General features: G+C 60.9%; 18 protein-coding genes. 10 read left to right on the top strand and 8 right to left on the bottom strand.

Features of this window, described 5'->3' with window-relative positions; translation table 11 throughout:
* Positions 1-7: 7 nt before the first annotated feature.
* The 5 genes from ATY29_RS36185 to ATY29_RS36210 form a co-directional block, all read right to left on the bottom strand.
* The gene (locus ATY29_RS36185; protein ID WP_097534447.1) at positions 8-1,528 is read right to left on the bottom strand and encodes a mechanosensitive ion channel family protein; all 1,521 of its coding nucleotides are present in this window, start codon (positions 1,526-1,528) and stop codon (positions 8-10) included.
* A gap of 392 nt (positions 1,529-1,920) precedes the next feature.
* Positions 1,921-4,482, bottom strand: coding sequence for a GcvT family protein (locus ATY29_RS36190; protein WP_097534448.1), 2,562 nt, complete (start codon positions 4,480-4,482; stop codon positions 1,921-1,923).
* A gap of 179 nt (positions 4,483-4,661) precedes the next feature.
* Positions 4,662-4,901: a hypothetical protein gene (locus tag ATY29_RS36200; RefSeq protein ID WP_025418990.1), complete on the bottom strand. Its 240-nt coding sequence runs from the start codon at positions 4,899-4,901 to the stop codon at positions 4,662-4,664.
* A 9-nt stretch (positions 4,902-4,910) separates the two neighbouring features.
* On the bottom strand, positions 4,911-5,171 hold the full coding sequence (locus ATY29_RS36205; protein WP_003563348.1) for a hypothetical protein: 261 nt from the start codon (positions 5,169-5,171) through the stop codon (positions 4,911-4,913).
* Positions 5,172-5,492, bottom strand: a complete 321-nt coding sequence (locus tag ATY29_RS36210; RefSeq protein WP_097534466.1) for a helix-turn-helix domain-containing protein — start codon at positions 5,490-5,492, stop codon at positions 5,172-5,174.
* Between the two features lie 230 nt (positions 5,493-5,722).
* On the opposite strand from ATY29_RS36210, the gene ATY29_RS36215 reads away from it, so the two are divergent.
* The gene (locus ATY29_RS36215) at positions 5,723-6,784 is read left to right on the top strand and encodes a class I SAM-dependent methyltransferase (protein WP_025418989.1); all 1,062 of its coding nucleotides are present in this window, start codon (positions 5,723-5,725) and stop codon (positions 6,782-6,784) included.
* A 10-nt stretch (positions 6,785-6,794) separates the two neighbouring features.
* Here the strand turns inward: ATY29_RS36215 and ATY29_RS36220 are convergent, their stop codons facing one another.
* On the bottom strand, positions 6,795-7,637 hold the full coding sequence (locus ATY29_RS36220; protein ID WP_003563343.1) for an AraC family transcriptional regulator: 843 nt from the start codon (positions 7,635-7,637) through the stop codon (positions 6,795-6,797).
* Between the two features lie 245 nt (positions 7,638-7,882).
* On the opposite strand from ATY29_RS36220, the gene ATY29_RS36225 reads away from it, so the two are divergent.
* From ATY29_RS36225 to ATY29_RS36260, 8 genes are all read left to right on the top strand, one after another.
* A complete protein-coding gene (locus ATY29_RS36225; RefSeq protein ID WP_025418988.1) occupies positions 7,883-9,349 on the top strand; it encodes an alpha-glucosidase/alpha-galactosidase in 1,467 nt (488 codons plus the stop codon).
* A 127-nt stretch (positions 9,350-9,476) separates the two neighbouring features.
* The gene (locus ATY29_RS36230) at positions 9,477-11,564 is read left to right on the top strand and encodes an ABC transporter substrate-binding protein (RefSeq protein WP_097534468.1); all 2,088 of its coding nucleotides are present in this window, start codon (positions 9,477-9,479) and stop codon (positions 11,562-11,564) included.
* Between the two features lie 177 nt (positions 11,565-11,741).
* Complete coding sequence (locus tag ATY29_RS36235) at positions 11,742-12,749, top strand: ABC transporter permease (protein WP_003563337.1); 1,008 nt, start codon at positions 11,742-11,744, stop codon at positions 12,747-12,749.
* 1 nt (position 12,750) lies between these two features.
* Entirely contained in the window at positions 12,751-13,887 is a 1,137-nt protein-coding gene (locus tag ATY29_RS36240; RefSeq protein ID WP_003563335.1) for an ABC transporter permease, read from the top strand.
* 10 nt (positions 13,888-13,897) lie between these two features.
* Positions 13,898-15,565 (top strand): ABC transporter ATP-binding protein, encoded by a 1,668-nt coding sequence (locus tag ATY29_RS36245; RefSeq protein WP_097534469.1) that lies wholly within the window; start codon positions 13,898-13,900, stop codon positions 15,563-15,565.
* A gap of 22 nt (positions 15,566-15,587) precedes the next feature.
* Entirely contained in the window at positions 15,588-16,958 is a 1,371-nt protein-coding gene (locus tag ATY29_RS36250) for an alpha-glucosidase/alpha-galactosidase (RefSeq protein WP_097534449.1), read from the top strand.
* Between the two features lie 285 nt (positions 16,959-17,243).
* Positions 17,244-19,010 carry an adenylate/guanylate cyclase domain-containing protein gene (locus ATY29_RS36255; RefSeq protein ID WP_097534450.1) on the top strand — a complete coding sequence of 589 codons (1,767 nt, stop codon included), beginning with the start codon at positions 17,244-17,246 and terminating at the stop codon, positions 19,008-19,010.
* 251 nt (positions 19,011-19,261) lie between these two features.
* A complete protein-coding gene (locus ATY29_RS36260; protein ID WP_097534451.1) occupies positions 19,262-19,930 on the top strand; it encodes a hypothetical protein in 669 nt (222 codons plus the stop codon).
* A gap of 181 nt (positions 19,931-20,111) precedes the next feature.
* On the opposite strand, the gene ATY29_RS36265 is transcribed toward ATY29_RS36260, so the two are convergent.
* On the bottom strand, positions 20,112-21,023 hold the full coding sequence (locus ATY29_RS36265) for a LysR family transcriptional regulator (RefSeq protein ID WP_097534452.1): 912 nt from the start codon (positions 21,021-21,023) through the stop codon (positions 20,112-20,114).
* Between the two features lie 97 nt (positions 21,024-21,120).
* Between ATY29_RS36265 and ATY29_RS36270 the strand changes: the two genes are divergently transcribed.
* Positions 21,121-21,912 carry an SDR family NAD(P)-dependent oxidoreductase gene (locus ATY29_RS36270; RefSeq protein WP_097534453.1) on the top strand — a complete coding sequence of 264 codons (792 nt, stop codon included), beginning with the start codon at positions 21,121-21,123 and terminating at the stop codon, positions 21,910-21,912.
* A gap of 156 nt (positions 21,913-22,068) precedes the next feature.
* Here ATY29_RS36270 and ATY29_RS36275 read toward each other — a convergent pair whose 3' ends face one another.
* On the bottom strand, positions 22,069-23,112 hold the full coding sequence (locus tag ATY29_RS36275) for a class I SAM-dependent methyltransferase (RefSeq protein WP_025418980.1): 1,044 nt from the start codon (positions 23,110-23,112) through the stop codon (positions 22,069-22,071).
* Positions 23,113-23,191 lie beyond the last annotated feature (79 nt).

Genomic DNA, 23,191 nt, shown 5'->3' on the forward strand with positions numbered 1-23,191 from the left:
GCGAGGCCTATTGCGGTACCTTGAACAGGTGGCGGATACGTGTCACCAGCGAGCCAACCGAGCCGCCGTTCAGCGCGGCGCCCTCGGCCGCGAAGGAATGCTGGCCGGTCTCGATCCGGCGCGAGAGGATGGCGGCCAGCTCTTCTGCAATGGCGGGTCGGTCGTGTAGCAGCGGCGCCAGGCTTGCCTGAGCGATTTCGTAGACGACGACGAAGGTGAGCGCGCGCAGGCTCGCCGCCTCGCCAATGCCGATCAGCAGTCCGCTTTCGCCGAGATAATCGCCTGGCGCCAGCCGGCCGAGTTCGACTTGCTTGTGGCCTTCCTGCCGTGTCGCGACGAGCGCGCCGGTACGCACGATCATCAGCGACGCAACCGTATCGCCCTGATCGATGAGAACGGAATCCTTCTTGTAGGTCCGCCGTGTCATTGAGGATGCGAGGGTTTCCTTCTCGTCCTCGGTCAGCGAGAAAAACAGCGGGACGGCGTCGAGAAGCTTGAGCGGCGTCGGCCGGTGCGGCTTTGCCATCTCCTCCGGCTGCAACTGCTCGGGCGGTAAGCCGGCGGCGTCGAGCGGTCGCGCCAAGGTGAGACCAGCGGCTTTGACATGGCGGTAGATCAGGTCGAATATTTCGTTCTTCGCGAGCCCCGCCTGGCCGATATCCCTGACGCGGAAGGAGAGCTCCACCTCGATTGCGTCCGATGTCAGCGATTTGATCTGCACGCCGGGTTTCGGCTCGGTCAGGATCGAGCCGCTGCTCAAGAGCACGGCGCGCATGACTTCGATGATCGCAGACGGGCCGATCGTTGGCACGACGCGGACCGTCAGTGTCGCGCCGTGACTGCGGTCAGGACTGCTGAGGTTGGTCAGTCCGACCTTGGCGAGAAAGCTGTTCGGCAAGACGACGAGGTCGTTCGATCCGTTTAGCAGATGGGTCGAGCGCCAATTGGTTTCGACGACACTGCCTTCGACGCCGTCATTCAGCACGATCCAGTCGCCGATCGCGTAGGGCCGGCCGAGATTGAGCGCGATGCCGGAAAAGACGTCGCTCAGGGTGCTCTGCATCGCCAGGCCGAGAATGACGGCAAGGACGCCAGACGTGGCGATCAGCGTGCCGACGGGAAAGCTGAAGACATAGGCGACCACCGAGAGGATCGCGCCGAGATAGATCAGCCCGATGACCAGATCCTGGACGAGGCGACCTTCGCGCGGTTGGCGCTCGAAGATCAGGAAGACGCGCACGAAGGCGATCAGCGCCCAGGCGGCATTGATCCACCAGACAACCTTGGCAAGGGCGATGAAGACGCGTTCGAAGGTCGAAGCCGTCGTCGGACCGACCTCGTAGGGCACGATGTCGTGATAAAGCAGCAGCACGCTGAGCGCCGCGAAGAAGAACACCTGCCCTGCGAGTCTCCAGCTCGGGAAGGGCCGAAGCGCTATTCGGGTGATCACTGCGCCAGCCACCGCCAGCGTCCCGGCTTGGACGACAGGATCGGCAAGCACTCCGGACCAGGTAAGATTATCAAGCATCGACTGTCCACCCGCCAGAGCACGGTGCCGGAAAATGTGAGCGGTCTTCGGTCAACAAATCCTCGCTATCCCATTCGAATGGTGGCTTCGCCGCATCCTTTCTTCCAATCCGACCGCGAGGCAACCGTAAAATAGCGCCAGCGCGCCGGAAACGGGATCTGCGTGACCAGCGAGCTCATATTGCCGCGGTTCATCGTGGCGCCTTCAGTCGTGATGAAGTGTCTGCCGTTTCGCCGCTAAAAGCCCCGTCAGATCTGCGCGGACGATCAACCTCGTGTTCGTGGCATCTCATCCTTGCCGCATCACAAGTGCTGGAACGCTTGCAGCGCCCCGCGTCGATTTAGACGCGCGGCGCTGCAGCAGTTTGAACGGTGTATCTTGGCTACGAGCGCTTAGGTGCGCGGCTTCAGATTTTCCGGGTCATAGATCGGCTTGTAGCCGACGCCGACAACCTCCACCGGATAGGTCTCGGCAAAATACTCGACGTTCAGCTTGCGTCCGACCTGGCAATGCGACCAGGGCAAATAGGCCAGAGCAATGTTCTTGCCGACCGTCGGGCCGTAGGCGATCGAGGTCGTGTAGGACCGGCGGCCAAGCTCGTCGACCAGAACCTCTCCGGTGGCGGGATCGACAACCGGCAGGTTGCCGAGCGGATAACGCTTCACGCCCGATTTGTCGGTATTTTCGGTCATGACAAGCGTGCAGAGCATGGCCGGCTGGTGCTCACGCGCCTTGTATTCCAGATGTTTTTCCTTGCCGCGGAAATCGGCTTCCTTGACCTTCGGACGGGCGAGATCGGCTTCGATCAGGTTGTACTGGGTCAAAAGGTCGGCGTTCTGCAGGCGCAGGCTCTTTTCCATGCGGCGCGAGTTTGCATAGGTCTCGACGCCGAAGGCCATCACACCGGTCGAACGCAGCGCATCCCAGACGGCGAGGCCGTCTTCGTACTTCATGTGCAGTTCCCAGCCCTGCTCGCCGACATAGGAGATGCGGAAGGCGGTGACGGGCTTTCCGGCGATTTCGATCGGCTTGATCGCCGCAAAGGCGAAGTTTTCCTGATCGAGCCCGGCCGGATCGGCCACAACCTTCTTCAGCGTGTCGCGCGCATTCGGCCCCCAGATGCCGATCGTCACGAATTTTTCCGAGACGTCGGTGACGGTCACATCAAGGCCGCGGTCTTCGGCGACGCGCTTCATATAGTGCAGGTCGCGCGGGCCGGCATCGGCGCCGTTGACGAGACGGCAACGGTCGGCCATGCGGAAGACGGTGAAGTCGGCGCGCACCATGCCTTCGTCGTCGAGGAAGTGGGTGTAAACGCCCTTGCCGATGTTGGCATCGCCGCCGACCTTGGCGGCGCACAGCCATTCCATCAGCTCGACATGGTCAGGCCCCTCGATATCGACCATGTGGAAATGGCTGAGATTGACGATGCCGCAATCCTCGCTCATCGCCAGATGCTCGGCATTCGACACCCGCCAGAAATGGCGGCTGTCCCATTCGTTCTCACGAACCGGGACGCGGTCGGCATATTTCTCCAGAAGGTGCTCGTTGGCGGCATAGCCGTGCGCACGCTCCCAGCCGCCGAGTTCCATGAAATAGCCGCCAAGCTCCTTTTCGCGCTCGTAGAAAGGCGAGCGTTTGGCGTTGCGGCCGGATAGGTAGGGTTCGCGGGTATGAACGGCCGGGAAATAGATCTTCTGGGCGGCTTCGTAGCAGCGGCCTTCGATGAACTCTTCCGTCAGCTGATGCGGATAGAAGCGGGCATAATCGATGCTGTTGTGATCGATTTCAGTCCGGCCGTCGGTCATCCAGTCGGCGATCAGCTTGCCGTAACCCGGGCCATCCTTGACCCAGATGGCAACGCAATACCAGAGACCGCGCACCTTCTGGCTCTCGCCGCAGGATGCGCCGCCGCTGGCGGAAACCTGCAGCAGGCCGTTGAAGGAGTGGCCTTCGTTATAGCCGAGTTCGCCGAGGATCGGCGTCAGTTCCATGGCGCGCTCGAGCGGCTCGATAATCTGTTCCATCTCGAGGTCGCGCTGCGAGGGCGAAAGGCGGGCTTCGTGCTTTTCGAGAATATCGCGCGGATGGCACATGCGCGGATTGGTGGCCTCGTAATAGCCCCACTCGATCTGACCGCCCTCGGTCGTCGCCGGGTCGCCGGTATCGCGCATATAGGCGGAGTTGCCCTGGTCGCGCAGCAGCGGAAAGCCGATTTCCTTGCCGGTGCCTTCAAACTCGTTATAGGGACCGAAGAAGGTGAGCGGGTGGTCGACAGGCATGACGGGCAGGTCTTCGCCGACCATCTCGGCGATCAGGCGGCCCCAGAGGCCGGCGCAGACGATGACATGGTCGGCCATGATGGTACCGCGATGGGTGACGACGCCCTTGATGCGGCCGCCTTCGACGATCAGCGACTTCGCCGGCGTGTTGCCGAAGACCTGCAGCTTGCCCGCCTTTTCGGCGGCATCGACGAGCTTGCCGGCAACGGTCTGCGAGCGCGGAATGACGAGGCCGGCATCCGGGTCGTAAAGGCCGCCCATCACCTGATCTTCCTCGATCAGCGGGAACTTCTCCTTGATTTCGGAAGGGCTGACATAATGGGCGCGCGTGCCGAAGGCGCGTGCCGAGGAAAGCTTGCGCTTGATTTCTTCCATCCAGGCATCGTCGCCGGTGCGCGCCACTTCGAGGCCGCCGATGCGGGCGTAATGGCCCATCTTCTCGTAGAAATCGATTGAATATTGCGTGGTCCAGACAGAGAGATAGTCGTGGCTCGTGGTGTAACAGAAGTCCGAGGCATGGGCTGTCGAGCCGATATCGGTCGGTATGCCCGACTTATCGATGCCGACGATATCGTCCCATCCGCGCTCGACGAGATGATGCGCGATGGAGGCGCCGACGATACCGCCGAGGCCGATGATGACGACCTTTGCCTTTTCCGGAAATGCTGCCACGTGCTGTTCCTTCTACTGATCGGACGAACTAAAGTTTTGCCAGCCGCCCTCGACTTGCGACGAGGGCATTATGCATCACGCTGGCGACCGTCATTGGTCCTACGCCGCCGAGGATCGGCGTGATTGCGCCAGCCGGGATCGAGGCTGGATAATTCCAGGACGATGCAAACGTCGTGGGTTCACGGCGCTGAAATCGCCTTGAGCCGGTCGATATCGACGAGCACGATCTCTTCCGAAACAGGCTCGCGATTGTGCAGGCGGAACCATTCCACGGCTTCGCGCACCCGGTCTCCATGCGGCGCCGGATAGGCGCCGAGGCCGAGAACCCATTCGCGCACGGTTTCCCGTTCCATCCGCCCGGCCCGGTATCGGTCGCAGACGGTTTTCGCCGATGCGATGAGATCATTGATGCTTTTCACGGGGATTCCTCAATGCACGGAAGGTTCGTCGTCGTCGAGGAAGGATCGAATGCCGTCCCGCGCCACCACGGCCAGGAATTCGTCGAAGGCATCCCGGTCGGTCGCAAACGGCTCGTCCCAGCGGATCAGGTCCTCGCCTTGCGTGACGACTTCCATCGTCCAGTCTTCATTGCTGCCTGAGGTTCGAAAGATATCGACAAGCACCGTCACGCCGTCATCGGAAAATTCCCCGGCCAGTTCGGAGTGTTCAAGCTTTTGCTTCTTTGCCATTCAGCCGCCAGCGCCTGGAGGGGCGTCGTTTTTGAGATGTTCTTCGTATTGAACCGTCTCGGTTTCGTTCGTGTCGATGGAGGCATTGGCGCCTTTCACAAGGCGAACGCCGGCACCGCCGCCGTCCTCCGCAATGAAAAGCACACCCGCATCCTCCAAGCTCCGCTTCATATCCTGCAGGATTCGCTCGGACGGGGAAAGCGTCCCGGCCTCGAAATCGGCAATCGTCTGTTTGGCGATTTTCGCAGCTGATGACAAGTCATCCTCAGACCATCCGACGAGGGCACGCGCGGCCCGGCATTGAGCTGGAGATAGGCACAAAACAATCACCTGACATTGAACGAAGGGGGAGAGCATTTCCGTGGTTTCGGAGAAATCAGGACCTGCTCGGTCAGCAATATAAAGATGTGACCAGCGGTGAAGAAGACAAGCGCATGTCCGCCGACGCGGAATAGGGCCAATTGCTCTACCCTTATTGGGCGATAGGGGAGGTTGATTGACTGAATATTATTAAAGCCTAATCTAACCGCCTTTGTCACGGGGAGGTAACAATGCGTGAGCCGGATATGCAGAAACTCGATGCGCTGGTCGGCCGTCTTGTCGGCGATGTCGGCGCCGCCATGTCAGGTGCCCTGGTCGTGCTTGGCGATAAGGTGGGGATCTTCAAGGCGATGGCCGATGGCACGCCGCTGACCGTTGAGCAGCTTGCCGCAAAGACCGGGGTGAAGGAGCGTTACCTCAGGGAATGGCTGAGCGCCCAGGCGGCTGCGGATTATGTCGTTTACGATGAAAAAACCGATCGTTTCAGCCTGACGGCGGAACAGGCGATGGTGTTTGCCGAGGAAAACAGCCCGGCCTTCTTCGTCGGGGCCTTCGAGGTCGTGCAATCCATGTGGATGGACGAGGCCAAGGTCGCCGATGCCTTCCGCACCGGCAAGGGTCTCGGTTGGCACGAGCACAGCACCTGTCTCTTCCGCGGAACCGAGCGGTTCTTCCGCCCGGGCTACAACAGCCATCTGGTGAACGAATGGATACCGGCTCTCGCAGGCGTCGAAGAAAAGCTCAAATCCGGCGCCAACGTCGCCGATGTCGGCTGCGGTCACGGCGCGTCGACCATCCTGATGGCGCAGGCTTATCCCGCCTCGCATTTCACCGGTTTCGATTATCACGGGCCCTCGATCGAAAGAGCAAAGGCCGCCGCAAAAGAGGCTGGCGTCGCCGATCGTGTCACTTTCGAGCAGGGCAAGGCGGCCGAATTTCCAGGGCGCAGCTATGATATGGTCGCCATGTTCGACTGCCTGCACGACATGGGCGATCCGGTCGGCGCCGGCCGGCATGTCAGGGAAACGCTTGCCCCGAACGGCACCTGGCTGATCGTCGAGCCCTTTGCCCATGACCATCTCAAGGACAATCTCAATCCGGTGGGACGGGTCTATTACGGCGCATCGACGATGATCTGCACGCCGGCATCGCTCTCCCAGGAGGTGGGCCTCGGGCTTGGCGCCCAGGCCGGAGAAATGAAACTGCGCAAGGTGGCGCTCGACGCCGGCTTCAAGCATTTCCGCCGCGCCACCGAAACGCCGTTCAACATGGTCTTCGAGGTGCGGGCCTGAAATAGCCGAGCTATCTCAGCTTGCCGATGCTGGCATACATGCCGGTCGTGCGAAATTCCGTCGGGTTGGTGCCGTAGACCCGGCGGAAAACCTTGGAGAAATAGTTCGGATCGTCGAAGCCGCACATGATGGCGACTTCCTTGACCGGCAGAAAGTCGGCCTTGGTCAAAAGTTTGACGGCGCGCTGCAGGCGCTGCTGCAGCACGAATTCCGCCGGCGGCATGCCCTCGCTTTCGGCGAAGCTGCGCGAGAAATGCGCGCGGCTGAGACCGACAATGCCGGCGAGTTCGCTGACCGGCAGCGGCTTTTCGAGATTGGCGTTGATATGGTCGATTACCGGCTGCATCAGGCTGAGCTCGGCGGCAAAGGCCGGCGAGCCGAAGACGTCGTCGTAAAGCGCCATTGCCGCTTCATAGGCAATCGCCGAGGCGGCACCCGGGGAGGTCGCGCCGGTGACGAGGCGCAGGCTGCAGTCGGCGAGATGATCGATGGTCGAGGGCTGCAGTTTCAGCACCGGGCCTGCGGTGGACAGCACCAGCTGATGAATGCGCAGCGTCTCCTCACCGTTCATCGAAATCCAGAAATATTCCCAGCGGTCGCCCTTCTCCAGCCAATAGCGATGATTGTGCGGGACGAGCACCAACAGAGTGTCGCCGCCCTGAAGCCGATAATTGCGATTCTGATAGCGCAGCCGGCCCGTGCCGCTGATCGTGTGCTGCAGCACGGTGAAGGGCGTCTGGCCGCGCCTTCGGCCATCCCAGTCATAGGGCTCGTTCTCGCGCACTTCATAGCCGGAGCTCGTCGGCATGGCATGCAATCGCTGCCGGCCGCGAGGCAGCGAAACCGTCCTCATCGACTGTCCGTTGGCAATCAAATTCTGCAGCACAAAATTACCCCTGAAAGCATAATCCTTCTCTGGTCGCTCTGCCGATTTCGGGCATAATCCCGCTCGACAAACAGAGAAGAGACGACGGTCGAAAGAGCGGCCGGGAGGAAAACAGGCAGTTTTTCGGCTTTTTCAGCCCCATGTGCCAGCATGCGGCCTGATCCTCCATGGCCATCTTTTCTGTAGCATTCGATTGGGTCGAGGTGAAGATCATGAGTTTCAAAATCGCTATTATCGGTGCAGGCAGCGTCGGTTTCACCAAGAAGCTGTTCACCGATATTTTGTGTGTTCCGGAGTTTCGCGACGTCGAATTCGCGCTGACCGATCTCAGCGAACATAATCTGGAGATGATCAAGGCGATCCTCGACCGGATCGTCGAAGCGAACGGATTGCCGACCAAGGTGACGGCGACGACCGACCGGCGCCAGGCGCTGACCGGCGCGCGTTACATCATCAGCTGCGTCAGGGTCGGCGGCCTCGAAGCCTATGCCGACGATATTCGCATCCCGCTGAAATACGGCATCGATCAGTGTGTCGGCGATACGATCTGCGCCGGCGGCATCCTCTACGGCCAGCGCAACATCCCCGTCATCCTCGACTTCTGCAAGGATATCAGGGAGGTTGCCGAGCCCGGTGCCAAGTTCCTGAACTATGCCAATCCAATGGCGATGAACACCTGGGCGGCGATCGAATACGGCAAGGTCGATACCGTCGGCCTCTGCCACGGCGTCCAGCACGGCGCCGAACAGATCGCCGAGGTGCTCGGCGCCAAGTCGCTCAGCGAGCTCGACTATGTCTGCTCCGGCATCAACCACCAGACCTGGTTCATTGACCTGCGTCTCAACGGCCGCAAGATCGGCAAGGACGAACTGGTTGCCGCCTTCGAGGCGCATCCGGTCTATTCGCAGCAGGAGAAGCTGCGCATCGATGTGCTGAAGCGTTTCGGCGTCTATTCCACCGAAAGCAACGGCCATCTTTCGGAATACCTGCCCTGGTACCGCAAGCGGCCGGAGGAAATCACCCGCTGGATCGACATGTCCGACTGGATCCACGGCGAGACCGGCGGTTACCTCCGCCACTCCACCGAAACCCGCAACTGGTTCGAGACGGAATTCCCGCAATTCCTGGAATCCGCTGCTAAGCCGATCGATCCGGCCAAGCGCTCGAACGAACATGCGAGCCATATCCTCGAGGCGCTGGAGACGAACCGGGTCTATCGCGGCCATTTCAACGTCAAGAACAATGGCGTCATCGCCAACCTGCCGTCCGATGCGATCATCGAATCGCCGGGCTTCGTCGACCGCTTCGGCATCAACATGGTCTCCGGCGTCACCCTGCCGGAAGCCTGTGCCGCCACCTGCATTGCCTCGATCAACGTCCAGCGCATGTCGGTGCATGCCGCCATCTCGGGCGACATCGACCTTCTGAAGCTTGCCGTGCTGCACGATCCGCTTGTTGGAGCCGTGGCGACGCCCGAGGAAGTCTGGCAGATGGTCGACGAAATGGTCGTTGCCCAGGCGCGCTGGCTGCCGCAATATGCCGATGCCGTGCCGGCCGCCAAGGAGCGGCTGTCGAAATCCAAGGTGCAGACCCGCGACTGGGCGGGCGCTGCGCGCCGCAACGTTCGCTCGATCGAAGAGCTGCGCGCGGAAAAGGCGGCGCTGAAACAGGCCGTCTGATTTTCGTGAAGGAGGGGTCGTCATGGGTTTCCGGGAGGGAAATCCATGGGCCGCCGGCCCCGACTTCATATCGTTCGAGGAAAAAGGAGCCCGTGTGATCCGCGCTCCGGAACAAGAGGGAGAAACGATGATGAAATTCCGTAACCTTGGCATTCTGGCAGGACTGGCGCTCGGCGTCTCGGTCCTGGCGCTGAATGCATATGCCTCCGAGGCAACCGTGCCGCCGGTGCCGCCGGCATTCCCGGCCGAAGGCAAGATCAAATATGTGGCGCGCGACTCCATCCTGGAGTTCAAGGCGCTGCCCGAATATCACGAGCCCGACTGGGTCACGAAGAATTTCGTCGCCGCCGGCAAGCTGCCGCCGGTGAAGGACCGTCTGCCGAAGGAGCCGATGGTCTTCAAGACGGGCAATATGCCCGACGGCATCGGCGTCTACGGCGATACGATGCGCCACGTCATCGGCGGCCGGCCGGAAGGTTGGAACTACGGCGCCGGCCAGACGCAGGGTTGGGGCGGCATCGATATCGGCCTGTCCGAATGCCTGACGCGCACCGCGCCGCTGTTCCAGGTCGAAGCCAAGGACACCGAGCCGCTGCCGAACCTCGCCAAGAGCTGGGATTGGTCGGAAGACGGCCACAAGCTGACCATGCACCTGGTAGAAGGCGCCAAATGGTCTGACGGCGCGCCGTTCAATGCCGACGACATCATGTTCTACTGGGACGACGAAGTCGTCGACCCGAACGTCTCGCCGCTCGGCGGCGGTGCCTCGCCTGAGGCATTCGGTGTCGGCACGACGCTGAAGAAGATCGACGACTATACGGTGGAATGGACCTTCAAGGAGGCCTTCCCGAAGCAATATCTCTACACGATGTCCTACCCGAACTTCTGCCCGGGACCGTCGCATATCCTGAAGCCCCAGCATCCGAAATATTCGAAGAACACCTACGACCAGTTCAAGAACGCCTTCCCGCCGGAGTTCATGAACATGCCTGTCATGGGCGCCTGGGTGCCGGTGGAATATCGTTCCGACGACATCATCGTCATGCGCCGCAACCCCTACTACTGGAAGGTGGACGAGAAGGGCAATCAGCTGCCTTATCTCAACGAGCTGCACTACAAGCTCTCGACCTGGGCCGACCGCGACGTTCAGGCCGTGGCAGGCTCCGCCGATTTCTCCAACCTCGAGCAGCCGGAAAACTTCGTCGCCTCGCTGAAGCGCGCTGCGGAAAAGACCGCGCCGGCCCGGCTGGCCTTCGGTCCGCGCCTGATCGGCTATAACCTGCGCATGAACTTCTCCGCCAACGGCTGGGGCAACCCGGACGAGCGCGGCCAGGCGATCCGCGAGCTGAACCGCAATGAGGATTTCCGCAAGGCCGTCACCATGGCGCTCGATCGCAAGGCGATCGGCGACTCGCTGGTCAAGGGACCGTTCACGGCGATCTACCCGGGCGGGCTTTCCTCCGGCACCAGCTTCTACGACCGCAACTCCACCGTCTACTATCCCTTCGATCTGAAGGGCGCCAAGGCGGAACTCGCCAAGGCAGGCCTCAAGGATACGGATGGCAACGGCATCGTGAACTTCCCGGCCGGCACGGCGGGCGGCAAGGATGTCGAAATCGTCATGCTGATCAACAATCAGTACACGACCGATAAGAGCCTTGCAGAAGGTGTCGTCGGCCAGATGGAGAAGCTCGGCCTGAAGATCGTCATCAACGCGCTCGACGGCGCCAAGCGTGACGACGCCCATTATGCCGGCCGCTTCGACTGGCTGATCCAGCGCAACACGACGGAGCTGTCGTCGGTGGTGCAGAATACCGAGCAGCTTGCCCCTGTTGGTCCCCGCACCAGCTGGCACCATCGCGCCGGCAAGGATGACCAGCTCGATCTGATGCCGTTCGAAAATGAGCTTGTCGACGTCGTCAACAAGTTCAGGACGAGCCAGGACAACGACGACCGCGTCAGCCTGATGAAGCAGTATCAGAAGATCTCGACCGAGCACGTCAACACCGTCGGTCTGACCGAATATCCCGGCGCGCTGATCGTCAACAAGCGCTTCTCGAACGTGCCGCAGGGGACGCCGATCATGATGTTCAACTGGGCTGAAGATTCGGTGATCCGCGAACGCCTGTGGGTGGCTGCCGACAAGCAGGGCAAATACGAGCTGTTCCCAGCGCAGCTGCCCGGCAAGCCCGGCGACAAGGGCCCGATCAACTGATGCCTGTCATCAGGAAACAAAGAACCAAAGCGCGTCGCATCTGAAGATGCGACGCTGGAGAGTTCCCTCCCAGCTGAAAAAGAGATTCAGGCCGCGCGTGGCGCGCGGCCTGATGTGACCAACAAAGCCGGCCGCGCCGACAAGGAGCGACTGGCGGCAAGGTAAGCGAACCGTCCGATGTTACGATTCCTGCTCGTGCGCATAGCCTCCGCGATCCCCGTTCTCTTCATTCTGAGCGTGGTGACTTTCGCGATCATCCAGGCCCCGCCTGGCGACTATGCCGATTATATAAGATCGCAGCTGATCAATCAGGGCGGCGCCTCCTACGCCCAGGCCGAAGCCCAGGCCCAGGCCTACCGGGTCGAGCACGGCCTCGACAAGCCGATGGTCGTCCAATACGTCAACTGGATCGGCGGCATCGTGACGCGCGGCGATTTCGGCTACAGCATGTTCTACAACAAGCCGGTTGCCGACGTCGTCGGTGAGCGTTTGCCGCGGACCCTGCTTCTGGCGCTCGTCTGCCACATCTTCGCCTCGGTGCTCGGCATCGGCTTCGGCATCTGGGCGGCGACCCGCCAATACAGCTGGATCGACAGCGCGCTTTCGGGAATTTCCTTCCTCGGCATGACGGTGCCGCGCTTCCTGATGGCGCTGATCATCGTCTATCTCCTGGTCTTCCAGTTCAACGTGTCCGAAATCGGCAGTTTCTTCTCGCCGCAATATGGCGGCGCGCCCTGGTCCTGGGGGAAATTCGTCGATCTCGTTCACCATGTCTGGCCGGTCGTGGCGATCGCGACCTTCGGCGGGCTCGCCTACAATATGCGCGTCATGCGCGGCAATCTGCTCGATACGCTGAATGCCCAATATGTCGAGACGGCCAAGGCCAAGGGGCTCACTGGCGCAGCGGTGGTGATGCGCCATGCCGTGCCGAACGCGCTGCATCCGCTTGTCATGTACCAGGGTGTGGTGCTGCCTTATATGCTGACCGGCGAGATCGAAACCGCCATCATCTTCGCGCTGCCGACCGTCGGCCCGGCGATCGTCGGCTCGATGGCGGTCGGCGACGTCTATGTCACCGCCACCTTCATGATGGTGCTGTCGGCGACGCTGATCGTCGGCAATATCATCGCCGACATGCTGCTCGCTTTGCTCGATCCGCGCGTGCGCCAATTCGGAGGAGCCTGAGATGCTTGCTTTCGACTCGTCCGACACCCCGCCGACAACCGAACCCGCGATCAAGAAGCCATCGCATGGCAGCGAGAGCTATCTGGCGCTCGTCTGGCGCCGGCTGCGGCGCTCCTGGACCGGCATGGCCGGGCTGATACTCGTCGGGCTGCTGCTGATCATGGCGATCTTTGCCGATTTCTTTGCGCCGATGGACCCGAAGGCGACCGATGTCGGCTTCGCACCGCCGCAGGTGATGAGCTTCCACGACAAGGACGGCAATTTCGTCTTCCAGCCGCGCGTCTATGCGCTGTCGGATTCAGAGGAGCTCGACCCGGTCACCTTCCAGCCGATCGTCGGCATGGATTACGACAATCCGCGGCTGCTCGGCTTCTTCGTCAAGGGCGCCGAATATAAGCTGCTCGGCCTCATTCCGGCCGACCGCCATTTCTTCGGTTCGACCGACGGCCAGCCGGTGCATTTCCTCGGCACCGACAAGTTCGGCCGCGACGTGCTGTCGCGCGCCATTATCGGCTCGCGGATCTCGCTGACGATCGCGCTGACCGTCGTTTTCATCGTCACCCTCATCGGCACCACTGTCGGCATGGTGTCGGGTTATTTTGGCGGCACCTTCGACGTCTGGCTGCAGCGCTTCGTCGAACTGGTGCTCGCCTTCCCGCAATTGCCGCTTTATCTGGCGCTGACCTCGCTGATCCCGGTGACAGCGCCGACCAATGTCTTCCTCGCCTTCGTCATTATCGTCATGTCGGCGCTCGGCTGGGCGCAGATGTCGCGCGAGGTGCGCGGCAAGACATTGGCGCTTGCCCGCATCGATTATGTCCGGGCGGCGATGGCCGTCGGCGCCACCGACCGGCGCATCATCCTGCAGCATATCTTTCCGAACGTGATGAGCCACGTCATCGTGGCGGTGACGCTCGCCATTCCGAGCGTCGTGCTACTCGAATCCTTCCTCGGTTTCCTCGGCTTTGCGGTCAAGCCGCCGCTGATTTCCTGGGGGCTGATGCTGCAGGATACGGCGACTTATTCGGTTATCGGCTCCTATCCCTGGATTCTCTCCCCCGTCGGCTTCGTGCTCGTCACCGTCTTCGCCTTCAATGCGCTCGGCGACGGACTGCGCGATGCAGTCGATCCTTATTGAGGTGATTGATATGGCTCTTGCACTGGTCAATTCCTTCGCCCCACCCGTCCGCCACGACCATGATGGCCGCTCGGAAACGCCGATCATTGACGCCCGCAACGTGGCGGTGAATTTCAAGGTCGAGGACGGCATGGTCGAAGCCGTCAAGGACGTCTCGTTCCAACTCTATCGCGGCGAAACCATCGCCATCGTCGGCGAATCCGGCTCCGGCAAATCGGTGACGGCGCGAACGGTGATGGGGCTCTTGTCGAAGCGCGCCGTAGTCTCCGACAAATCGACGGTTTCCTATGACGGCAGCAACATCCTGAAATTCTCCGAGCGGGCCCGCCGCAAGCTCCGCGGCGACCGCATCTCGATGATCTTCCAGGAGCCGATGAGCTCGCTGAACCCGATCTATACGATCGGCAGCCAGATCGTCGAGGCGATCCGCGTCCACCGCCGGGTCAGCCGGAGGGATGCGGAAAAGCGCGCGCTCGAACTGCTCGAACATGTGCAGATCCCCGATCCCGCCGCGCGGCTGATGCAATACCCGCATCAGCTTTCCGGCGGCCAGCGCCAGCGCGTGATGATCGCCATGGCGCTCGCCAACGATCCCGACGTCCTGATCGCCGACGAACCGACGACGGCGCTCGACGTCACCGTGCAGGCGCAGATCCTCAATCTGATCCGCAACCTGCAGAAGGAACTGGGGATGGCCGTCATCCTCATCACCCACGACCTGACCGTGGTGAGGCAGTTTTCCGACTACGTCTACGTGATGCAGCATGGCGAAGTGCGCGAGCACAATGTCACCGAAGCGCTGTTTGCCAATCCGCAGCACGCCTATACCAGACATCTCCTTGCCTCCGAGCCGCGCGGTGAGGCCAATCCGTTGCCGGAGGGGTCGGACATCATCCTCTATGCCAAGGGCGTGCGCGTCGGTTTCATGATGCGCCACGGCACTTTTCTCAAGCCGGAGATGCGCGAGCTTGTCGCCGTCGACAGCCTGAGCCTCACGCTGCGCCGCCACGAAACGCTCGGCCTTGTCGGCGAATCCGGCTCCGGCAAGACCACCTTCGGCCAGGCGATCCTGCGGCTGAATACACCGCAGGCAGGCGAGATCCATTTCGACCGTCAGCCGATCCACGGGCTATCCAGGGCCGAGATGCGGCCGTTTCGCGCCCGCATGCAGGTGGTTTTCCAGGACCCGTTCTCATCGCTCAACCCGCGTATGACAATCGGCCAGATCATCGAGGAAGGGCTCGTCGTCAATAGGCTCGGCGCCACCCGCGGCGAACGGCAGGACCGGGTGCGCGAGGCCCTGATTGCCGCCGGCATGCCCGGCAATATCCTGTCGCGTTTCCCGCATGAATTTTCTGGCGGCCAGCGCCAGCGCATCGCCATTGCCCGCGCCATCGCCCTGGAGCCGGAATTCATCCTGCTCGACGAACCGACATCCGCGCTCGACCTGTCCGTCCAGGCGCAGATCATCGAACTCTTGCGCAAGCTGCAGGACGAGCGGGGCTTGAGCTACCTCTTCATCTCTCACGACCTCAAGGTCGTGCGCGCCCTCTGCCACCGCGTCATCGTCATGCAGCATGGCAAGATCGTCGAAGAGGGACCGGTCAACGAAGTTCTCACCCATCCCAAGACCGCCTACACCGAACGGCTCGTCAAAGCCGCTTTCGAGGTAGCATGATTATCGAATGCCGGAGGCTATAATGGCAGGAAATCCCAAAATCACCTTCATCGGAGCAGGCTCCACCGTCTTCATGAAGAACATCATCGGCGACGTCTTGCAGCGTCCGGCCTTGTCGGGGGCGACCATCGCGCTGATGGATCTCAATCCGCAGCGGCTTGAGGAAAGCGCCATCGTCGTCAACAAGTTGATCTCGACGCTTGGTGTCAAGGCAAAGGCCGAGACCTATTCCGACCAGCGCAAGGCGCTTGCTGGCGCCGATTTCGTCGTCGTCGCCTTCCAGATCGGCGGTTATGAGCCCTGCACGGTCACCGATTTCGAGGTGCCGAAGAAATACGGCCTGCGCCAGACGATCGCCGATACGCTCGGCGTCGGCGGCATCATGCGCGGGCTTCGCACCGTGCCGCATCTGTGGAAGGTCTGCGAGGACATGCTCGCCGTCTGCCCCGAGGCGATCATGCTGCAATATGTCAACCCGATGGCGATCAACACCTGGGCGATATCGGAAAAATACCCGACCATCCGCCAGGTCGGCCTCTGCCATTCGGTGCAGGGCACGGCGATGGAGCTCGCCCACGACCTCGACATTCCCTACGAGGAAATCCGTTATCGTGCGGCCGGTATCAACCACATGGCCTTCTATCTCAAATTCGAGCAACGCCAGGCCGACGGTTCCTACCGCAACCTCTATCCCGATCTCTTGCGCGGCTACCGCGAGGGCAGGGCGCCGAAGCCCGGCTGGAATCCGCGCTGCCCGAACAAGGTGCGCTACGAGATGCTGACGCGGCTCGGCTATTTCGTCACCGAAAGCTCGGAGCATTTCGCCGAATACACCCCCTATTTTATCAAGGAGGGCCGCGACGACCTGATCGAGAAATTCGGCATTCCGCTCGATGAATATCCGAAGCGCTGCATCGAGCAGATCGAGCGCTGGAAGGGCCAGGCCGAGGCCTATCGTTCGGCCGACAAGATCGAGGTGCAGCCGTCGAAGGAATATGCCTCCTCGATCATCAATTCGGTCTGGACCGGCGAGCCCTCGGTCATCTACGGCAATGTCCGCAACAATGGCTGCATCACCTCGCTGCCGGAAAATTGCGCCGCCGAAGTGCCTTGCCTGGTCGACGCCTCCGGCATCCAGCCGACCTTCATCGGCGCCCTGCCGCCGCAACTGACGGCGCTGATGCGCACCAATATCAACGTCCAGGAACTGACGGTGCAGGCGCTGATGACCGAAAACCGCGAGCATATCTACCACGCCGCGATGATGGACCCGCACACGGCCGCCGAACTCGACCTCGACCAGATCTGGTCGCTGGTCGACGACCTGCTCGCCGCCCATGGTGATTGGCTGCCCGAATGGGCCCGCACATCGAGTAAAGTCAAGGCTGCCTGACCTACTCTCCCTGGTCAGGCGTCAAAGAGCCCCGCGGTCGCAACAACCGCGGGGTTTTTTGTGACGCCGGCGAGCTCCGGATTTTCGCGGCGGATCTCGACGTCACGCTGTTGTCTGCTGCAAAAGATATGGACCAAATCATGCAGTCGTTCTGAGAAGCAAGTCAAAGGGACAGCCCGCGGAGTGTTTAACGCCGCCGAGATCTATAGCCATGGATTACGGCCTCCCTCCGTTGTAAGCTCGCCGCACATTTGTGACTGTCTGTCCGAAGGAGCGGTTGCCGCCGTGGATCGAAAGCTCGCAGCCATTCTATCTACCGATGTCGTCGGCTTCAGCCGACTGACCGCGCTCAATGAGGAGCCCACGCTTCGCGCGCTTTACGCCTGTCATGACCACATCGAGGAGTTGGTGCGCCAGAATGGCGGACGCATTTTCAGCAGTGCTGGCGACGGACTTTTGGCGGAGTTCCCGAGTGCCGTCCAAGCGGTGAGGTGTTCAGTCGACGTGCTACGCCGCATCCGCCGCCACTTCGACGACTTGCTGGAGGAACCTAGCCTTGAATTCAGGGTCGGCATCAACCTGGGCGACGTCGTCGTGTCGGGGGACGATCTCTTGGGGGATGGGGTCAACATAGCCGCGCGTTTACAGGAGATGGCTCCGCCTTCAGGCATCTGCATTTCCGGATCGGTCAGGGAGCACCTTCACGGCAAGATGACGTTTACCCTGATCAGCCTTGGAGAGCGCGCACTGAAAAACATTCCGCGGCCCGTCCATGTATATCGGGTGGAATGGGCACAAGACTTGTCTGACGATGACGAAACTGCACCGAGGACGCCGCCACTGATCCGACCGGGAAAGGATCAGCCGTCGATCGTGGTGATGCCGTTCGACAATCTCAGTGGCTCCAGCGACGAGTATTTCGTGGATGGCGTCGTTGAAGAGATTACGTCGGCTCTCTCTCGCGTACGAGATTTCTTCGTGATTGCCCGCCAGTCTGCGTTCACCTTCAAAGGCCAGTTTGTCGACGTCCGGGATATCGGCAGGCAGCTCGGGGTCGCGTATGTTGTCGAAGGCACCGTCCGCCGTGGAGGTGATCGGCTGCGAATATCTGTCCAACTGGTTGATGCCGAGATGAGGAACCAGCTGTGGTCAGAGCGCTACGAGGGCGCAACCCATGAGATCTTCGAATTCCAGGACAGGATCGCGGCCCAGGTCGCCGGCGCAGTCCATCCAGCTATTCGGAGCGCGGAAATCGAGCTTTCGACCCGAAGGCCGCCGAGCAGCCTGCGTGCCTACGACTTCGTGATGCGGGCCTATCCATATCTCTGGGGCCACAACGAGGAATCGGTGACGCAGGCAATCCCGTTGCTTGAAAGAGCGATTGCCATCGATCCGGTCTACGGCCGGGCCCATGCGTTTCTAGCTTGGTGCCACGGTCAGAACCTCGGTTATATCTGGAGCAAGGACCCGGAGCGGGAATTGCAGATCACGCTGGCTGCGATTGAAGCGGCGTCGCGTTCGATCGACGATGATCCGACTGCGCTGACGGCAGTTGGTGGAGCCATGAGTCATTGCGGTGATCAGGCTCGCGCTACCGTCTATCTAGAGCGAGCGCTGATACTCGATCCCAATAATGCTTGGGCGTGGGCGAGATTTGGATGGGTGGCGAGCTATAGAGGTGAGCCCGATCATGCAAAGGAGCGGTTCGAAAGGGCGATGACCCTCAGTCCTGCAGATCCGCTGGCTTTCAACATGCGAATGGGATTTGCGCTTGCATTGGCTCTGGCAGGCTCTCTTGCCGAGGCCGTCTCGATAGCCCGGGCGGTGGTGGCTCGGCACCCCGATGTGAAGTGGCCATACCGGATGATGACAGCTTGGGCGTCCATGGCGGGCGACGAGGAAACAGCTCGTTGGGCAGCAGGGCGGCTACTGGCAGCGGAACCCGACTTCACGATCCAACGATATCTCACGCGACCCGTGTTCCGATCGATGCCGCGATGGGCGGAACAGATGTCCGAAGGTTTGCGGAAGGCAGGATTGCCTGAACGTTAACCGAGCGACGGCCAGTTACTGCTTCTCCGTAGTGCCAGACGTATCCTCTTGGACCGCCGCTCGGAAGCATAGCGGGCGAATCAAGCTGAGGCGAGGGCCGCGTTGGGGACCTTGAATCTTCCATGTCGAGATCTCATCTTCGGGAAAAGCATTCCTAATCGCTTTCAGGCAAGGCACATTGCAAAAGCCGGTACTGATTCCGTCCAGCGTGCGACCGATGCAAATCGCTTCTCGAACCGACGAGGTAGACGTTGACGCAGTTCTTCGAAACAACCCAGGGCATCATGGTGGTCGGTGCAATGATCGGAGCTGGCTGTTTTGCGGCCGGCATCATCTTGCCCGGTGCGCTGCGGTGGCTGAATGCTGAGCGCGCGCGGAATCCAAAACGCGATGGGCGTAGCGCGGCGATGTTAACGGCTCTGGCACTGGACGATTTTGTCGGTGCGGCTTACGCGGCGGTACACGACACGCCAGAGTTCAACCCGGCCAATGAAGGCGAGTTCGTCTTCCACACGCCCGATCCGGTCCTTGTCCTTCCGCGGGCTGAGGATTTGAACCTGCTCGGCGAAGCGCTTTTCAATGAGACTTTATGGCTATCGAACCGCGTGACGAATCTGGGCAACGCCTTAGACAACCTTGATCTCTCCAGTCCAGGATTCGACAGCTTTTTCGAAAGGCGCCAAGAGGGCTATGCGGTGCTCGCGGCGAAGGCGATGGACCTCATCGAGCGACTGCTAGCAGACTTCGACCTCAGCCTTCCGGAAAAGCCTGACTACTACCGGCAGCGCGAAGGTTTCGCATCGGTTGTACAAGCTGCAGGCGAACGTGAAACGCGGGCGAAAAAAGTGGCTTCGCGGGTTCAAATTCCCGGATCGAACGTTACCCAACTTTTTTCGAAGACTGGAGAAGAAGGTGAGTGAGGTCTCCGTGCAAACTTCGGCCTTGCGCGATGCCTCGCGCGGGGTCACTTCCGATTTTTCGCGTCCGGCTACACTGATAACACCGGCGGCCTGAAATCGGCAGCAAGGGGCCGCAGTTCTAATCCTTTCGAGAGCAGGCTCACCTGATTCTGAGGGCGGCAATGTCCCGTGCGGCTTGGGTTCACCCTAGCAAAGGCGATCCGTTCAAAGTCGAAATCATGTGCTCGATGAAGGCGCGAACGCGGTGCGGCAATGGCCCGCCTCCAACATAGATTGCATGGACCAGTTCCAGGTCTCCCGGATTATGCTCCTCGAGCAATGGAACAAGCCGCCCCGTAGCGATCTCGTCGGCCACATGGAAGAAACCGACGCGGGCGATGCCAGCGCCTGCCAGTGCCATTTGTTTCATTGTCTCGCCGTTGTTCACGACGATGCGGCCCGTGACCGGTTGGGCGATTTCCCGGCCGTCGACGAGAAATGGCCAGGAGGGTCTTGCACGCCGAAAGTTGAAAGTCAGGCAGTCGTGATGTTCGAGATCGGCCGGGACCACGGGAGGCTCTCGCCGCGCCAGATAGCTCGGCGCGGCGCAAACGACGCGTCGGCTTTGCCCCAGCTTTCGCGCGATCAAGCCGCTATCCGGCAGATTGCCCATCCGGATGGCGACATCCGTTTTCTCGGCAACCAGATCGACAATGCCGTCGGTGAAACTGAGATCGACGATCAGATCGGGATTGCGGGCGATGAATTCCGGCATGGCCGGCGCCACGAACATCGTGCCGAACGGAACTGCCGCGTTGATCCTGAGCCGCCCGCGCACGGCGCGTCCCGCCGCCTGCTGATCGGCGTCGTTCAGTTCCTGCAGGATCTTCAACGCGGCGTGATGATAGGCCTCGCCTTCTTCCGTGAGCGTCAGAGCGCGGGTCGTTCGCACCAGGAGCCGCGCGCCGAGCCTGGCTTCCAGGCGTGCAATCAGTTTGCTCACCGCTGACGGAGTGATGTCGAGATTGCGGGCGGCGGCGGAGAAGCCCCCGTCCTGCACGACGCGTGCAAACACTTCCATCTCGCCGGAGCGTTCCATCAGGATCCGCGGCATTGATGATCCTCATTCACAAGAGCATGTCCTTTGCAGGCAATAGTGCCGCCTGCCGGTAAATCATAAATTACTTCCATCAACAATCTGGAGACACGACATGGATCTGCAACTCACCGGCAAAACCACCCTCGTTACCGGTGCCACGGCTGGCATCGGCCTTGAAATCGCCCGCACACTTGCCGGAGAAGGCGCTCGCGTCGTCATTACCGGGCGAGACCGCAACAAGCTCGACAGCGCGATTGCCGACATCAACGCATCGACTGGAGGCGAAATCATCGGAGTGCTGGCAGACGCTGCAAGCGCCGAGGGTGCCGCGATCATCGCCAAGGCCGAGCCTTCGGTCGATATCCTCGTCAACAATCTCGGCATCTATGAAAGCAAGGCCTTCGGAGCCATCACCGATGCCGACTGGAGCCATCTGTTCGATGTCAACGTGATGAGCGGCGTGCGCCTGTCCCGGACCTATCTTCCCGGCATGCTGGAGCGCAACTGGGGCCGCATCATCTTCATTTCGAGCGAGTCGGGCCTTGCCATCCCGCAGGACATGATCCACTACGCAACCACCAAGACGGCACAGCTTTCGATCGCGCGCGGATTGGCGCAACTGACCCGCAGCACCAACGTCACGGTCAATTCCGTCCTGCCGGGACCGACGCGTTCGGAAGGCATCGAGGCCTTCCTGCGCAGTCAGGCAAGCGATCCGTCCGCACCAATCAAGCAGATCGAAACCGAGTTCTTCGCCACCGCCCGCTCGGCTTCGATCCTGCAGCGCATGGTGGAAGCCGAAGAGGTTGCAAATCTCGTCGCCTATCTCGCCAGCCCCCGATCATCTGCCACGAATGGTGCTGCTCTGCGCGCCGAAGGCGGTCTCGTCAACACCATCGCCTGAGCACGGCTCTCCTGGCTGCCCGAATGCGCCCGCACATCCAGTAAAGTCAAGGCTGCCTGAGCCCGTAACCGCGCTTATCAACTTTGCTCGGTTCGCTGTGCCTAAGTTACCGGGTCCGGGCGCATCGAATCTGTGAAGCGCCCGGCCCGCCGAGGCCTACGACAGCTTCCGGATGGTGCCGTAGATGATGTTGCGGTTGGCACCGAACCAGACTTTGCTTTCAACCGTGTTTTCTGGCGCACTGCTTCTGGCAATGCGCCACATGTCGGCCTCGGAGCGCTGCAGGAGCTCCCAGTTCATATAGGATTCCATGTATCCGTCATCGGCCATCTCGTCGGAGAAGTTGGCAAACAGAAAGACGCCGCCCGGTTTCAGCATCTCCATGCAGATCTGGGTCAGTCGGATTGCGACTTTATCGGTGAGGTAATCGTACAGTCCTGCTGCGTAGATGAGATCGAATGTGCCAATCTGATGCTTTCGCGCCAGCAGGCCGCGCACGGATCCATCGATAGGCTCGACAGCCGTCCCATGGAATTGGCTCGAGATCGAGCCGATGCTTTGGGGATCCTGATCCAGGGCAACCCAGCGTTTGAGCCGGCCCTCTGCCAGTGCCGTTGATGCCTCCGCTTCGCGAAGGTGACCGGCGGCAATCGCCAGGATCTCGGTATCGCCACCGGTTCGCGCGGCGGTCTCGTCAACGGTGCGGGTCAGGATGTCGCGACGTTCCCTGACGGCGACCGGGCCGGGCGCGTTGATCGTGTATTCGAAAATATCGAGACCGAGATGGGTGGATCTGGCCACTTCTTCGGCCACCGCCGGATGTCCATAAATAAAGTCTATCAGACTGGCATCACCGGAATAACCGCGCGGTTTTTCAAAGGACCAGCGCGTGAACGGGCATTGCTGCAGGATCTTTGCCGAGGGATGGGCCTGAATCAGCGGGATGAGCTTCTGCCACACGGCCGCGCCGCATTTTTGGCGGACGTCGTGGAGCTGACCGATCAGCCACCTGACGGCCTCGGGCAGGTCTTTGCCGGCGGCGAACCGCTGCATTGCAAGGCTGATGACAATTGCAAACTCGGCCTCTGCAGTGCGCAGCAGGCCTGTTTGGTGATCCTGGCTGGGTGAGAGGAAGTTATTGCTGACGGACTGCGGGGTGATCAAGCTTTGGCCATCAAGAGAAAAGAGCGGCTGTGCCACGGAACCTCACTGGTAAATAACAACTTAAGAGATAAGATAAAATCCTCAGCATTCTCTTAACGTCAAGTCAAGGTCTGCG

The sequence above is a fragment of the Rhizobium hidalgonense genome, assembly GCF_002914525.1.
GTDB lineage: Bacteria > Pseudomonadota > Alphaproteobacteria > Rhizobiales > Rhizobiaceae > Rhizobium > Rhizobium hidalgonense.

What these genes read in the sequence shown, in the direction of transcription:
- ATY29_RS36185 (WP_097534447.1), bottom strand. Translation starts at nt 1,528, where the DNA reads ATGCTTGATAATCTTACCTGGTCCGGAGTGCTTGCCGATCCTGTCGTC.
- ATY29_RS36265 (WP_097534452.1), bottom strand. Translation starts at nt 21,023, where the DNA reads ATGCCGCGGATCCTGATGGAACGCTCCGGCGAGATGGAAGTGTTTGCA.
- ATY29_RS36230 (WP_097534468.1), top strand. Translation starts at nt 9,477, where the DNA reads ATGATGAAATTCCGTAACCTTGGCATTCTGGCAGGACTGGCGCTCGGC.
- ATY29_RS36215 (WP_025418989.1), top strand. Translation starts at nt 5,723, where the DNA reads ATGCGTGAGCCGGATATGCAGAAACTCGATGCGCTGGTCGGCCGTCTT.
- ATY29_RS36240 (WP_003563335.1), top strand. Translation starts at nt 12,751, where the DNA reads ATGCTTGCTTTCGACTCGTCCGACACCCCGCCGACAACCGAACCCGCG.
- ATY29_RS36220 (WP_003563343.1), bottom strand. Translation starts at nt 7,637, where the DNA reads ATGAGGACGGTTTCGCTGCCTCGCGGCCGGCAGCGATTGCATGCCATG.
- ATY29_RS36245 (WP_097534469.1), top strand. Translation starts at nt 13,898, where the DNA reads ATGGCTCTTGCACTGGTCAATTCCTTCGCCCCACCCGTCCGCCACGAC.
- ATY29_RS36270 (WP_097534453.1), top strand. Translation starts at nt 21,121, where the DNA reads ATGGATCTGCAACTCACCGGCAAAACCACCCTCGTTACCGGTGCCACG.
- ATY29_RS36205 (WP_003563348.1), bottom strand. Translation starts at nt 5,171, where the DNA reads ATGGCAAAGAAGCAAAAGCTTGAACACTCCGAACTGGCCGGGGAATTT.
- ATY29_RS36225 (WP_025418988.1), top strand. Translation starts at nt 7,883, where the DNA reads ATGAGTTTCAAAATCGCTATTATCGGTGCAGGCAGCGTCGGTTTCACC.
- ATY29_RS36250 (WP_097534449.1), top strand. Translation starts at nt 15,588, where the DNA reads ATGGCAGGAAATCCCAAAATCACCTTCATCGGAGCAGGCTCCACCGTC.
- ATY29_RS36235 (WP_003563337.1), top strand. Translation starts at nt 11,742, where the DNA reads ATGTTACGATTCCTGCTCGTGCGCATAGCCTCCGCGATCCCCGTTCTC.